We start from the raw sequence: 12,921 nt of genomic DNA, 5'->3' as shown, positions 1-12,921 counted from the left end.
CCGAGGTGAATCCGCACTGTGGGACGGTCCGAAGGGGTCCGCGCGCTCGCCGGGACGCCGGCGGGGCGTCGGCGGGGCGTCGGGCCGGGCGCGCTCGGGGGAGTCCACTGTGGATGGGCGCACGCGCGGAGTTCGCTGCCCCGGCGGGGTTTGGTCGGCGCCGTCCACCCGTGCGGCGGGATCGGGTGATCACCCTGCGCTGCCTTGATAGGCCGATCGGGCAGAAGCGCCCGCGACCCCTGCCACCGGGACCCCCGCCTTAAGTAGCCTGCGTCGCGTGCGGGCGGCGGAGGTGCGCGGTGACCGAGCGAGCGGGGTGGGTGCCCGCCGGTGTGGACGTCGGCCTGCCGAGCGCGGCGCGGCTGCACGACTTCCTGCTGGGCGGGTCCCGGAACTTCGCCGCGGACCGGGAGCTGGGGGCGCAGCTGCTGGCGGCCGACCCGGACAGCGCGGTGGCGGCGGCGCAGTCCCGCGCGTTCCTGCGCAGGGCGGTGCTGCTGATGGCGGCGAGCGGGATCAGGCAGTTCCTGGACCTGGGTTCCGGCGCGCCCTCGGCGGGCTGGGCGCCTGAGGTGGCGCTGGCCGCCGACCCCGGCGCGCGGGTGGTGTGCGTGGACTTCGAGGACGTCGCGGTCGCGCACGGGCACCTGCGGCTGGACGCGGACCCGAGGGCCGCGGTGGTGCAGGAGGACCTGACGGAGCCGGGCGCGGTGCTGGTGTCGGCGCGGGCGACCGGGCTGGTGGACACCTCGGAGCCGCTGGGGCTGCTGGCGGTCGGGGTGCTGCACCACGTCCCGCCGTCCGGTGATCCGGGGCGGGTGCTGGCGGCCTACCGGGACGAGTTGGCTCCGGGCAGCCTGCTGGCGCTCTCGCACGCGACGGGCGAGCTGGCCCCGGAGCGCGTGGAGGCGGCGGTGGCGGTGCTGGGGCGCAGCGCGAACCCGGTGTTCCCGCGCGGGCTCGCCGAGGTGGAGGCGCTGTTCGACGGGTTCGAGCTGCTGGAGCCGGGGGTGGTCGTGCCGCCCGCGTGGCGGCCGGAGCCGGGCGCCGGGTTCGAGGACGGGGCCGAGGCGGAGGACCCGGCTCGCGCGGGCGCCTACGCCGGGGTGGGGCGCAAGCGGTGACCGGCCGTGGTCGGCGCGGGTAGCGCGGACCCGGCCGCCGGGCGCCGCGAGCTGGCGCGCGCGTGGGCGCGGGAGCTGAAGGGCGTCGGGCTCGGTCCGGCGTCTCCGGTGGAGCTGGAGCGGTTCCTGCTGGAGCTGGTGGAGCTGCTGCTGGACGTGCTGGGCGCGCTTCCGTTCCGGGCGGCGGGCGCGGCCGAGGCGGGGCGGCGGCTGGTCGGGGCGCGGTTCACCGGCGCGGAGGCGCTGCGGCGCACCGTGCTGCTGCTCGGGCGGTCGCTGGCCGAGCACGCGGACCGACCGGGGCCGGGCAGCGCGGGGCAGGTCAGCGCGGGGCAGGGCAGCACGGGGTCCGGCGGGCCCGCGCCCGCCGAGCGCGTGGTGGCGGTGCTGGCGGAGCTGAGCTCCGGGTTCGCGGAGGCGCTGCGGCTGGACGCGCTGGCGCAGCAGGAGGAGGTCCGGCTGGCGCTGCTGGCCGCGCGGCAGCGGGTGGAGCGGGTGCTGCGGCTGAGCGAGGCCCGGTTCCGGGAGGCGTTCGACTCCTCGGCGCTGGGCATCGCGATCACCGACCTGCGCGGGATGTGCGTGCGCGCCAACGACTCCCTGGCGCGGATGCTGGACGAGCCGAAGGAGGTGCTGGTCGGCCGCAGGCTGGTGGAGCTGTTCCACCCGGACGACGCGGCGCCGCTGGGCGCGGCCTACCGGGCGGTGGCGGTGGGGCGGGTCGACCAGTTCCGGGAGCAGCGCAGGCTCGTGCGGGTGGACGGCGACCCGGTGTGGGTGCACCTGGCGGTGTCGCTGCTGCGCGACGAGGACGGCAGCCCGGCGTTCCACGTGACGATGGCCGAGGACGTCAGCGAGCTGCACCTGCTGCGCCGCAACCTGGACCACCAGCTGCTGCACGACGCGCTCACCGGCCTGTCCAACCGCCAGCACTTCACCACCCGGCTGGAGGTGATGCTGCGGGCGTCGCGGGCCGGGATCACGCTGTACCAGCTGGACCTGGACGCGTTCTCGGTGGTGAACAACGGGTTGGGGCACGCCACCGGCGACCGCGTGCTGGTGGAGGTGGCGCACCGGCTGCGCGGGGTGGTGGAGCGCGAGGAGGCGCTGGTCGCCCGGATCGGCGGGGACGAGTTCGCGCTGGTGGTGGACAACTCGCCGACGACGCCGAGGGTTCCCGCGATGGTGGAGCGGGTGAACGCGGCGCTGGCCGGGCCGCTGGAGTCCGGTGTGGAGCTGTCGGCGGCGATCGGCGTGGTGGACCGCCCGGCGTCGGACTGGCCGGTGGTGGACCTGCTGCGGGCGGCGGACTCGACGGTGCGGCGGGCGAAGTCGCTGGGCGCCCGGCAGTGGCTGCCGTACGACCGGGCGGAGGAGGCGCGGTCGCGGGAGCTGCTGGGCCGGGCGGCGCGGTTGCCGCGCGCGCTGGCGGCGGACGAGGTCGAGGTGGAGTACCAGCCGGTGGTGGACCTGGCGACGGGCGAGCGGACCGGCCTGCTGGCGCGGGTGCGCTGGGACGGGCTGGGGCACGAGGAGTGCGCGGAGCTGGCGGAGCTGGGCGGCTCGTCGCCCGCGCTCGGCCTGTGGGCGCTGGAGCGGGCGGCGCGGGAGGCGGCGACCTGGGCGGGCTCGGTGCCGCTGCACGTGGAGCTGTCGCCCGCGCTGACCGCGGACCCGGACCTGGTGGCGTCGGTGTCGCGGGTGCTGGCGGAGACCGGGCTGGCGCCGGGCGGGCTGCGGCTGCGGCTGCACACGCGGGCGGCGCTGGTGGCGGAGGACGACAACGCGCAGGTGCTGCGGGACAACGGCGTGACGACCGGGCTGTGGGCGTTCAACGGCGGCCAGGCGGAGCTGTCCCTGGTGGACGCGCTGGAGGTGGACGCGCTGGTGTTCGAGCCCGCCGCGGCGCGCCGGTTGTCCGGGCAGGCGGTGGAGGGGCTGCTGCACCGGGCGATGGACGGGTTGGCTGCGGTGGTGCGGGCGGCGGGGGTGGAGATCGTGGCGCCGTGCGTGGACTCGGCGCAGGACCTGGAGTGGTGGCGGGGCGCGGGCGCGACGAGCGGGTTCGGCGAGCTGTTCGGCGGGCCGGTGGCGGGGTACGAGCTGTGAGCGGGGGCGGCCCGGCGCGCGAGGGGCGACGCGCCCGGTGGCACGTCCGGCGACCCCGTCAGAGCAGCGCCCGCGTGGGCGCGTGCCTGACCTCGCCGTCGTGGGTGAGGCAGCAGCCGCCGATCACCTCGTCCGCCAGGTCGGGCGCGATCCGGCCGCCGGAGACCATCATCAGCAGCAGGTTGGCCACGTTGCGGGCGTAGAGCCTGCTGGCGTGCACGGGCATCGTGCTGGGCAGGTTCCTCGCCCCGTGCACGAGCACGTCGCCGACCACGACCTCCTCCCCCGCGACCGAGCAGGCGCAGTTGCCGCCGCTCTCGGCGGCCAGGTCGACCACCACCGATCCGGGCGCCATGGCCTTGAGCATCTCGGCGGTGACCAGCACCGGCGCGCGCCTGCCCGGCACGGCGGCGGTGGTGATGACGACGTCGGAGGCCGCGACCCGGTCGGCGAGCAGCTCCCGCTGCCGCCCCAGGAACTCCTCGGACCGCTCGTCGGCGTAGACCCCGCCCTGCCCCTCGAGGCCCAGCTCCAGGAACCGCGCGCCCAGGCTGCGCACCTCCTCGGCGGCGGCCGAGCGCACGTCGTAGGCCTCCACGACCGCCCCGAGCCGCCGGGCGGTGGCGATGGCCTGCAAGCCCGCCACGCCCGCCCCGAGCACCAGCACCCGCGCGGGCGGCACGGTCCCGGCGGCGGTGGTGAACATGGGCAGGAACCGGGGCAGCCGCTGGGCGGCCAGCAGCACCGCCCGGTAGCCGGCCACGAGCGCCTGCGAGGACAGCGCGTCCGCGGGCTGGGCGCGGGTGACGCGCGGCAGCAGGTCGAGGCTGAACGCGGTGACGCCGCGCTCGGCGAGCACCCGCACCAGGTCCAGCTCGGCGGCGGGCGGCAGGAAGCTGACGGTGACGTCCCCCGGCCGCAGCCGCCCGGCCTGCTCGACGTCCAGCGGTTGGACGGAGGCGACGACCTCGGCGGACCCCGCCGGGTGCTCGGGGACGACCACGGCCCCCACCGAGCGGTACTCCTCGTCGCGGGTGTGCGCACCCGCGCCCGCGCCGCTCTGCACCAGCGCGCCGAGCCCCGCGGCGATCAGCGGGGCGACCGTCTCCGGCAACCCGGCGACCCGGCGTTCGGCGGGCCGCGACTCGGCGGGGATTCCCACTCTCACCCGATCACCGTAGGGCGCGCGCGGTGACCGGGACCACACCCCGGACCGGAACGCGCGTCCGGTTCACCGAACCGGAGCAGCGGGGCCCGCGCGGACGGTCAGTGGATCACCGGGCACACCCCGGCCGTGTCACCGGGGAAGAAGTTCGGCAGCAGCTCGTCCTTGGAGTAGTACCGGTGGAAGACGCTGGTCAGGCCGCTCGACATGGGCGGGACGATCCACGTCCAGTCCGCCGGGACCTGCCGCCCGACCGCCTCCTCCTTGGCCACGTGGGTGAGGAACCGGTCGGACTCGGTGTGGTGGTCGGCGATGGTGACCCCGGCCTCCTCGAACGAGTGCAGCACGGCCCGGTTCAGCTCGACCAGCACCCGGTCCTGCCACAGCGTGCGCACCGACGAGGTGTCCAGGCCCATCCGCTTGGCCAGGTAGGGCAGCAGGTCGTAGCGGTCCTTGTCGGCGTAGTTGCGGGCGCCGATCTCGGTGCCCATGTACCACCCGTTGAACGGCGAGGCCGGGTAGTCGACCCCGCCGATCCGCAGCCGCATGTTGCTGATGGCGGGCACGGCGTGCCAGCGCAGCCCGAGCGCCCGGAACCAGGGCAGCTCGGGGTGCTTCATCGGCACCTCCAGCACGGCCTCGGGCGGCAGCTCCAGCAGGTGCGGCTCGGCGTCCTCGCGGGAGACGATCACCGGCAGCACGTCGAACGGCCCCCGGTGCGACGGCGGCTTCCAGCCCATCGCGACGGCCTCGGCGGTGAGCCCCACGTTGAGCCGGTCCCCGAGCACCCCTCCGTCGGCCCCGAGGTACCCGGCGTACCGGACGAGCTGGTCGTTGTGGATGCGCGGCCCCGGCCTGCCCGGCTCGTCGGGGGCGAAGACGGTGAGCACGGGCCGGATCCGGCCGCCGTTGCCCGCGAGCTTGAGGTGCTCGACGCACTCGTCGGCGACCGCCTTGGGGTCGCGCAGGTCGCGCAGGTCGCGGACCTTGAGGCTGCGCCAGTAGAGCCTGCCGATGCACCGGGCGCTGTTGCGCCAGGCCACGCGGGCGCCGAAGACCAGCTCCTCGTGGGTGTGCCGGTAGGTGCCGGTGGCGGCGACCTCGGCGTGCACCTCGGCGAGCCGGGAGTCGACGCTGCCCGCCTCGGGGTGCTCCGAGTGGTGCAGGCGGACGAAGTCCTCGGCTTCGGCGAGGTCGACCGACGGCGCGGGAGGCGCGCCGAGCGGCCTGGCCTCTGCCGGGCACAGGGGGACGGAGGTCATGGCGGGACACCGTAGTTGCACTTCCGGGGGCGGTGCACCGCCGTGCCGGGCACTGGGGGACAACGTCACTGCACAACCACCACCACACCCAGCGCTCTTGATCGCGCGAAAGGGTGACTAGTCCTGGGAAAACGAGTGATATTCGATTGTTGGTAAAGCAATGCAGGTCGCCCGACGGTGATTTAGCTCACGCTCATTGTTTCCACGGTCGAGTGAGCGGCCTACCAAGACCATCTTCCAGGTGACGGCGACACCCGTCCAGAGTGATCCGTTCGGTCTACGAACTCCAGTCGACATCGCCCGATCGGGCGTAGGGGTGGGCGGGATCGTCACCTGGGGGCCGCCGAGCGGTCGCCGCGCCGGTGCGGGACGCCCGGACCGGCGGCGCGATCAATGATCATCCGGCGGGCGCGCGGTGCGCATTTCCCCGATCCCTCCCCCAATTCCGCGACTTCCCCCTTGCGCGCGCGACGCGGTCGCGCACGGGGCGCGCGGCGGGTCGCGGGCCCGGTCACCGGGAATCGGATCGGCGCAGGTCACACGTCCGGCGCAACTTTCTTCACAGTTTCATGAATGTTCTGTAGCTTGCGAAGAGGTCTTCCGATCGCATGGGGAGAGGTCCGCGATGACCGAGACGATCCACCCCGAGCTGCCCACCACCAGGCAGCGCCCGTTCGACCCGCCCGCGCGCCTGGGGGAGCTGCGCGCCGAGGCCCCGATCACCCCGCTCGGCTTCCCGGACGGCCACGACGGCTGGCTCGTCACCGGCCACGACCTGGCCCGCGCCGTGCTCGCCGACCTGCGGTTCAGCAACCGCGCCGAGCTCAAGCACGCGCCCGTCCGGATGGGCGGGCAGGTCATCCCGCAGCAGCCGCCCGCGCCGCCCGGCCTGTTCATCGCCACCGACCCGCCCGTCCACAGCCGCTACCGCAGGCTGCTGACCGGCCAGTTCACCGTCCGCAGGATGAACCAGCTGACCCCGAGGATCGAGCGCATCGTCGCCGACCAGCTCGCCGAGGCGCGGGCCCAGGGCTCGCCGGTCGACCTGGTGCCGCACTTCGCGCTGCCCGTCCCGTCGCTGGTGATCTGCGAGCTGCTGGGCGTCCCCTACGCCGAGCGGGCCTCCTTCCAGCGCGACACCGCCGTCGGGCTGCGGATGACCAGCACCCTCGACGAGGCGATGGCCGCCGTCGAGCGCATCCGCGAGTACGTGCGCGAGCTGGTCGACCGGAAGAAGGCCGAGCCGACCGACGACATGCTCAGCGGGCTGGTCGCCACCGGCGAGCTGACCGACGAGGAGAGCGCCAACATCGGGCTGATGCTGCTCATCGCCGGGCACGAGACCACCGCGAACATGCTGGGCCTGGGCGCGTACGCGCTGCTGCGCAACCACGGGCAGCTGGCCGCGCTGCGCGCCGAGCCCGAGCTGGTGGACGGCGCCGTCGAGGAGCTGATGCGCTACCTGTCGATCATCCAGTTCGGCACCACCAGGGTCGCGCTGGAGGACGTGGAGCTGGTGGGCGCGCGGGTGCGCGCGGGTCAGACGGTGGTGATCTCGCTCCCGGCCGCCAACCGGGACCCGGAGCGGTTCGAGCGGCCCGACGAGCTGGACGTGCGCAGGCGCGCGGGCGGGCACCTGGGGTTCGGGCACGGCGTGCACCAGTGCCTGGGCCAGCAGCTCGCGCGGGTGGAGATGCGGGCCGGGCTGGCCGGGCTGCTGCGCGAGTTCCCCGACCTGCGGCTGGCGGAGCCCGAGGTGCCGATGCGCACCGACATGGGCATCTACGGGGTGCACGCGCTGCCGGTGGAGTTCTCGGCGTGAGGCGCGCCCGCTGACGGCGCGCCCGCTGACAGCGCGGGGGCCGCTCCCGCTCCGGGAACGGCCCCCGCGCTCACGCCGCCGCCCCAGCGCTCACGCCGCCGCCTCGGCGGCCCGGCCCTCGCCCATCCCGGCGACGCCCGCCAGGACCTCCCGGCTCACCGCGTCGGCGCGCCCGGTGCGCTGGATCGACTGCCAGCGCAGCGGGACGCCGTGCGCGGCGGTCACCAGCGACTGCACCACCACCAGGTAGGTCAGCTGCCGGTAGGCGAGCTGCTGGAGCGGGAACGCCCACAGCGGGCGCAGCGACTCGCCGTCCAGCCGCAGCGCGCACCCGGCGCTCGCGGTCTGCAGCGCCAGGAACGCCAGCCAGATCGGCAGCGCGGCCGGGGCGTCCGCCACGAGCGCGCCGTAGAGCACGTACACGTCCATCACCGGCGCCAGCAGCGGCAGCAGCAGGTGGAACAGCAGCAGGTACAGCAGCCCCAACCGCCCCATGCGGCCCTGCTCGCGCACCGCGACCCGGTGCTTCCACATGGCCTGGAACGTGCCGTAGGACCACCGGTAGCGCTGCCGGTACAGCGACCGCAGCCCCGCCGGGACCTCGGTCCACGCCCGCGCGCCCGGCTCGTACACCACCCGCCAGCCCGCGCGGGTGATCGCCATGGTCACGTCGGTGTCCTCGGCGAGCGTGTCCGAGCTGACCCCGCCGACCTCCACCAGCGCCTCCCGGCGGAACGCGCCGACCGCGCCGGGGATCGTGGGCAGGCAGCGCCAGGCGTTGAGGATCTGCCGGTCCAGGTTCGAGCCCGAGGTGTACTCCAGGTGCTGCCAGCGGCCGAGCAGCCCGCGCCGGTTGGCGACCTTGACGTTGCCGGACACCGCGCCGACGCCGGGCGCGGTCAGCGGGGCGACGAGCGCGGCCAGCGTGCCCGGCTCGAAGATCGTGTCGCCGTCGACCAGGACGAGCGCGTCGTGCCCGGCCAGCGCCACCCCGGTGTTGAGCGCCTCCGCCTTGCCGCCGTTCTCCCGCGTGACCACCCGGACGCCGGGCAGCTCCAGCGCGCGCACCACGTCGGCGGTGCCGTCCGCGGAGCCGTCGTCGACCACGACCACCTCGACCGGGGCCGGGTAGTCCGAGGCCACCAGCGAGCGGACGGCGGCGGTGATGGTGACGGCCTCGTTGTAGGCGGGCACCACCACCGACACCGGCGGCAGCGGTCCGGGCGGCGCGTCGGGCAGCTCGCGGTGCAGCCTGCGCGCGGTGTGCGCGAGGCCGAGCTGCACGAGCACCCGCAGCACCGCCAGCGCCGCGACCGCGCCGATGACCACGTCCAGCAGCAGCACCAGCAGGTCGCCGTTGCGCTGCGCCCAGGCCAGGGCGTGCGCGGTGGCCAGCTCGACCCGGTCGGCGGGCGCGTGCGGCGGCGGTCCCCCGACCGCCTCGGTGCGGGTGGTGAACCGGTAGTGCGGCAGCAACCTCCGCAGCTCCTCGACCGCACCGGGCGTGCTGCTGGTGTCGTGCAGCCGCAGCACCGCGCCCGCCCCGTCCGCGGGCGCGCCCGCCTCCGCGATCGCCTTCACGTCCTGCACCTCCAGGTCCGGCGACCAGGTGTCCCGCTCGGCCAGCCCGCTGCGCACGCCCGCCGCCGCGATCAGCGCGCTCCGCGCGAACGCCCCGTCCAGCAGGCGCAGCTCACCCGGCCGGAACGACTCGACCCCGACCTCGTGGCCCTCCGCGACCATGCGCAGCACCAGGTCCGGGTTCTCGTTGACCCGCGCCCCGACCAGGTGGAACGTCGCCTTCGCGCCCGTGCGGGCCAGCGCGTCCAGCAGCCTGGGCGTCCAGCGCGGGTGCGGCCCGCCGTGCACCACCAGCGCGAGCGTGCGCTCGGGGACCGGCGGGTCGGTGACCCGGATCGGCGCGTCCCGGTGCGCGGGCAGCGAGATGGCGTGGGCGTGGAAGCACAGCGCCCCCGTCAGCAGCGCCAGCAGCACCCCCAGCGAGACCCAGTGCGCCTTCACCCCCCGCTTCACAACTGCCCCAGGACGGTGGTCGCCAGCAGCGCGGCGACCACCACCAGCCCCAGCGCGAGCGCCGAGCCGGCCACCCGCATCAGCCCCGTCCGCCACCCCGTCCGGTCGACGAAGACCTTGCCCTCCACCACAACCCCCCAGCCCGCGCGAAGCGGATCAACACGACCAGCAGGGCCGCGCCCACCGCCGCCGCGGCCTGTGGGAAGGCGCGGACCAGCGAGGAGGCGACGAGCCCGGTGATCTCCCCCGGTGACGTGCCGCGCACCGCGGCGACGACGGCGACGTCCGCGACGAGCAGCACCGGCGGGGCGGGCACGACGGCCCACAGCCCGATCGGCCGCACCAGCGCGGCGGCCGTCCCCGCTCCCCCGATCAACAGGACGGCGAGGACCCACCCCGGTTGCTCGCCGTCGAGCCCGATCCCGGCCGCGGTGAACACCGCGAGCACGGCGACCGCGGCGAGGCTGGGCAACTGCGCCAGCGCTCGGCTGTCCGGAACAACCACTTCTCCCCCTGGGCGTCTGGAAGTGCGCAATCGCTTGCACACAGGGGGACGCGGTGCCGAGGGAGACGTTGTTCGCGATCACCAGGCTGGTCTGGGCGCTGCTGGGGGCGGCGCTCCTGGTGGTGTCCGGGATCGCCTGGACCACCTACCAGGAGATCGACACGGGGGTGCGGCGGTCGCAGGCCGTCGCGGGCGGGGCGGAGGAGCCTGCGGAGTGGGTGAACGTGCTGCTGATCGGCCTGACCACGCGGCGCGACCTGGACGGCGGGGCGCCGTCGGACGAGGTGCTCGCCCGGATGCACGCGGGGGACGTGGACCGGGGCGGGTACAACGCGAACACGATGATCCTGCTGCGGGTGCCGCTGGCGGGCGGGGCGGCGACCGGCTACTCGCTGCCGCGCGACAACGAGGGCGAGCTGCTCGGGATTCCGGGCGGGCCGCAGCGCGGGAAGATCAAGGAGGCGTACGGGCGGGCCAAGGACGCGCGCGAGCGCGAGCTGGTCGCCGAAGGGGGGCGGGACGCGGCCGAGCTGGAGTGGCTGGGGCGCGAGGCCGGGCGGCGGGCGCAGGTGGAGACGGTGAGCGCGTTCCTGGACGTGCCGGTGCACCAGCTGGCCGAGCTGAGCCTGGTGGGGTTCTACGAGCTGGCGCAGGCGCTCGGCGGGATCGACGTGTGCCTGAACAACGCCACGAGGGACGAGTACTCGGGCGCGGACTTCCCGGCCGGTCCGCAGCGGCTGGACGCGGCGCAGGCGCTGGCGTTCGTGCGGCAGCGGCACGGGCTGCCGAACAGCGACCTGGACCGCACCCGCAGGCAGCAGGCGTTCCTGACCGCCGTGCTGGCGCGGGTGCGGGAGCAGGGTCTGACCGCGCTCGGGCCCGCCGTGGAGGTCGCGCGGCGGACGGTGGTGCTGTCGGAGGGGTGGGACGTGCTGGAGGTGCTGGGGAAGGCGCCGGGGTTCGCGTTCAGCACGCTGCCGATCGGGTCGCCGGAGGCGGTGCGCGCGGCGATGCGGCAGGCGCAGGCGGGCGGGGCGGTGGCGGCGGCTGCGCAGGGCGGCGTCCCCTGCGTGGACTAGGGCCTGCGGCGGGCGGGGTCGCGGGGGCGTCCCCCCGCGACCGCACTACTTCCGGGTGAAGTCGACGAGCGCGGCGAGGTCGTCCGCGTCGCGCCCGTCCGCCGCGGCGCGCCCGAGCAGCTCGGCGGTGCGCTCCAGCACCCCGGACGCCAGGCCGCGCTCGTGGTACGCCTCGACCAGGTGGGTAGCGGCGGCGAGCTGCATGTCCAGCCGGGCCTCGCCGGAGCGGTGGTCGCCGGAGTCGACCCGCTCGGCGAGGTCGGGCAGCATCGCGCGCACCACGTCCAGCCAGGGCTCGGCCACCCGCAGCGCGTCGCGCGCCGGGACGCCGCCCTCCCGCAGCAGGGCGAGTGCCTCCAGGAAGCCGGTGAGCTGCCCGTACATGAGGGTGAGCAGGGCGGTGTCGTGCAGCGCGGCCAGCCCGTCGTCGGGCCCGAGGTGGGTGGTGGCGCCCAGCTCGGCGAGCCCGCCGGGCACCTCGTCGCCGCTGAGCAGGACGATGGCGTGCCCGACGCCGGGCGGGGTGGCCATGATCGCCCCGTCCGCGTAGCGCCCGCCGCGCCCGCGCACGAGCCGCCCCACCTCCCGCGCCTGCTCGGGCCCGCCGGTGCTGAGGTTGACCACGACCTTGCCGTCCAGGCGCGCCGGGAGGAGGCCGACCACCGCGTCGTACCCGGTGACGCAGACGACCACGACCTCGCTGCGCTCGACGGCCTCGGCCGAGGTGGCCGCCGTCCTGGTCCCGCCCGGCCCGGTCCTGCCGGACCGCGTCCACACCACCACGTCCCGCTCTCCCGAGGCGAGCGCGGTGGCCAGCGCCCAGCCCATCTGCCCGAGTCCGATGACCGCTGTCCTGATGCCCGCTGTCCTGATGCCCGTCGACTTCCGCTCGTTCACGGGACCGATCCTGGGGCCGTCGCGCGGCTTGATCAATTACGCACTTGCGGGTGGGTGCGCGCCCCGTGGTAAGTGGTGGTGGGTGAAGCGGCGGAGGCGGTACGAGTGCGGTCTGGACGTGGCGATCGACGTGGTGGACGGCAGGTGGAAGGCGTTGCTGCTGTGGGCGTTGGAGACGGGCCCGCACCGGTTCGGCGCGCTGCGCAGGATGCTGCCGCCGGTGACGGAGAAGGTGCTGGCGGAGCAGCTGCGGCAGATGGAGTCGGACGGGCTGGTGGCGCGCGAGGTGTTCCCGGAGGCGGTGCTGCGGGTGGAGTACTCGCTGACCGCACGCGGCAGGTCGCTGAACGAGGCGCTGCGCCCGCTGGGCGAGTGGGGCGCGGCGAACCGGGCGCACGTCGAGAGCGTGCGCACGCCCTGAGGTCAGCGCCGACCGTTCTCCCGCTCCCCCACCAGGGCGGTCAGCTCGCCGATCTGCCCCCGGAGCCCCCGGATCTCCCGCACGACGGTCCGCAGCAGCACCAGGACGGCGTCCTCGGCGGGGGCCGACTCAGGCACGGCGGCGGGCGGGACGCGCCCGTGCAGCACGGCGTCGAGGTGCTCGGGGTGCCAGCCGAGCGCGGTGGAGATGGCCCGCAGGGTCCGGGGGCCGCGCCTGCGCGCGATCACCCCCTGCTGGATCTCCCGCAGGATCGCGGTGGAGACCCCGGCCTCGGCGGCCAGCTCCCCCTGCCGCACGGCGAGCGCGTCCATCCGCCGGTTGACGACGTCCGCGACCGCCCGCCAGTCCCCACCACCCACGTCCACCGCCCCAGCATCACCCTCACCCGCGCCGGTTCCCCGGCTTCCACGCCGCGGGTTCCTCCGTTCGAGCGAGCCGTTCTCGCGGGGTGGGCGCCCACTGGACGCGATAGCAGTACGCTC

Annotated in this window: 12 protein-coding genes; 5 read left to right on the top strand and 7 right to left on the bottom strand. The window is 75.5% G+C overall.

Annotated elements, in window-relative coordinates; genetic code table 11:
- Positions 1–299 precede the first annotated feature (299 nt).
- On the top strand, positions 300–1,124 hold the full coding sequence (locus tag CNX65_RS06455; protein ID WP_096491939.1) for an SAM-dependent methyltransferase: 825 nt from the start codon (positions 300–302) through the stop codon (positions 1,122–1,124).
- 6 nt (positions 1,125–1,130) lie between these two features.
- Positions 1,131–3,233, top strand: coding sequence for a diguanylate cyclase domain-containing protein (locus CNX65_RS06450; RefSeq protein WP_096491938.1), 2,103 nt, complete (start codon positions 1,131–1,133; stop codon positions 3,231–3,233).
- Positions 3,234–3,291: 58 nt separating this feature from the next.
- Here the strand turns inward: CNX65_RS06450 and CNX65_RS06445 are convergent, their stop codons facing one another.
- Both CNX65_RS06445 and CNX65_RS06440 read right to left on the bottom strand, forming a co-directional pair.
- A complete protein-coding gene (locus CNX65_RS06445; protein ID WP_096491937.1) occupies positions 3,292–4,401 on the bottom strand; it encodes an NAD(P) transhydrogenase subunit alpha in 1,110 nt (369 codons plus the stop codon).
- Between the two features lie 98 nt (positions 4,402–4,499).
- Positions 4,500–5,660, bottom strand: coding sequence for a nitric oxide synthase oxygenase (locus CNX65_RS06440; RefSeq protein WP_096491936.1), 1,161 nt, complete (start codon positions 5,658–5,660; stop codon positions 4,500–4,502).
- 625 nt (positions 5,661–6,285) lie between these two features.
- On the opposite strand from CNX65_RS06440, the gene CNX65_RS06435 reads away from it, so the two are divergent.
- Entirely contained in the window at positions 6,286–7,482 is a 1,197-nt protein-coding gene (locus CNX65_RS06435; RefSeq protein WP_096491935.1) for a cytochrome P450, read from the top strand.
- Positions 7,483–7,572: 90 nt separating this feature from the next.
- On the opposite strand, the gene CNX65_RS06430 is transcribed toward CNX65_RS06435, so the two are convergent.
- Genes CNX65_RS06430 through CNX65_RS06425 form a run of 3 tightly spaced genes read right to left on the bottom strand, consistent with a single transcriptional unit; the run spans position 7,573 to position 10,021 of the window.
- The gene (locus CNX65_RS06430; RefSeq protein ID WP_232519723.1) at positions 7,573–9,504 is read right to left on the bottom strand and encodes a glycosyltransferase; all 1,932 of its coding nucleotides are present in this window, start codon (positions 9,502–9,504) and stop codon (positions 7,573–7,575) included.
- A gap of 8 nt (positions 9,505–9,512) precedes the next feature.
- Complete coding sequence (locus tag CNX65_RS37725) at positions 9,513–9,644, bottom strand: hypothetical protein (RefSeq protein ID WP_256373800.1); 132 nt, start codon at positions 9,642–9,644, stop codon at positions 9,513–9,515.
- Complete coding sequence (locus CNX65_RS06425; protein ID WP_157767530.1) at positions 9,596–10,021, bottom strand: DUF6542 domain-containing protein; 426 nt, start codon at positions 10,019–10,021, stop codon at positions 9,596–9,598. Before CNX65_RS06425 ends, CNX65_RS37725 begins: the two co-directional genes overlap by 49 nt.
- A 53-nt stretch (positions 10,022–10,074) precedes the next feature.
- Between CNX65_RS06425 and CNX65_RS06420 the strand changes: the two genes are divergently transcribed.
- Positions 10,075–11,100, top strand: a complete 1,026-nt coding sequence (locus CNX65_RS06420) for an LCP family protein (protein WP_096491932.1) — start codon at positions 10,075–10,077, stop codon at positions 11,098–11,100.
- A gap of 45 nt (positions 11,101–11,145) precedes the next feature.
- Here CNX65_RS06420 and CNX65_RS06415 read toward each other — a convergent pair whose 3' ends face one another.
- Entirely contained in the window at positions 11,146–11,997 is an 852-nt protein-coding gene (locus CNX65_RS06415; protein ID WP_157767529.1) for an imine reductase family protein, read from the bottom strand.
- 82 nt (positions 11,998–12,079) lie between these two features.
- Here CNX65_RS06415 and CNX65_RS06410 point away from each other — a divergent pair, with 82 nt between their 5' ends.
- Positions 12,080–12,418, top strand: a complete 339-nt coding sequence (locus CNX65_RS06410; RefSeq protein ID WP_232519722.1) for a winged helix-turn-helix transcriptional regulator — start codon at positions 12,080–12,082, stop codon at positions 12,416–12,418.
- 2 nt (positions 12,419–12,420) lie between these two features.
- Here the strand turns inward: CNX65_RS06410 and CNX65_RS06405 are convergent, their stop codons facing one another.
- A complete protein-coding gene (locus tag CNX65_RS06405) occupies positions 12,421–12,804 on the bottom strand; it encodes a hypothetical protein (protein WP_096491930.1) in 384 nt (127 codons plus the stop codon).
- Positions 12,805–12,921 lie beyond the last annotated feature (117 nt).

The sequence above is a fragment of the Actinosynnema pretiosum genome (genome assembly GCF_002354875.1).
In the GTDB taxonomy this organism is placed as follows: Bacteria; Actinomycetota; Actinomycetes; order Mycobacteriales; family Pseudonocardiaceae; genus Actinosynnema; species Actinosynnema auranticum.
The sequence above is the reverse complement of the archived record's forward strand: the minus strand, read 5'-3'. Positions and strand labels throughout refer to the sequence as shown.

Bases quoted from the DNA above. Each gene is read 5' to 3' on its own strand.
- CNX65_RS06440 (WP_096491936.1), bottom strand. From the start codon at position 5,660: ATGACCTCCGTCCCCCTGTGCCCGGCAGAGGCCAGGCCGCTCGGCGCG.
- CNX65_RS06435 (WP_096491935.1), top strand. From the start codon at position 6,286: ATGACCGAGACGATCCACCCCGAGCTGCCCACCACCAGGCAGCGCCCG.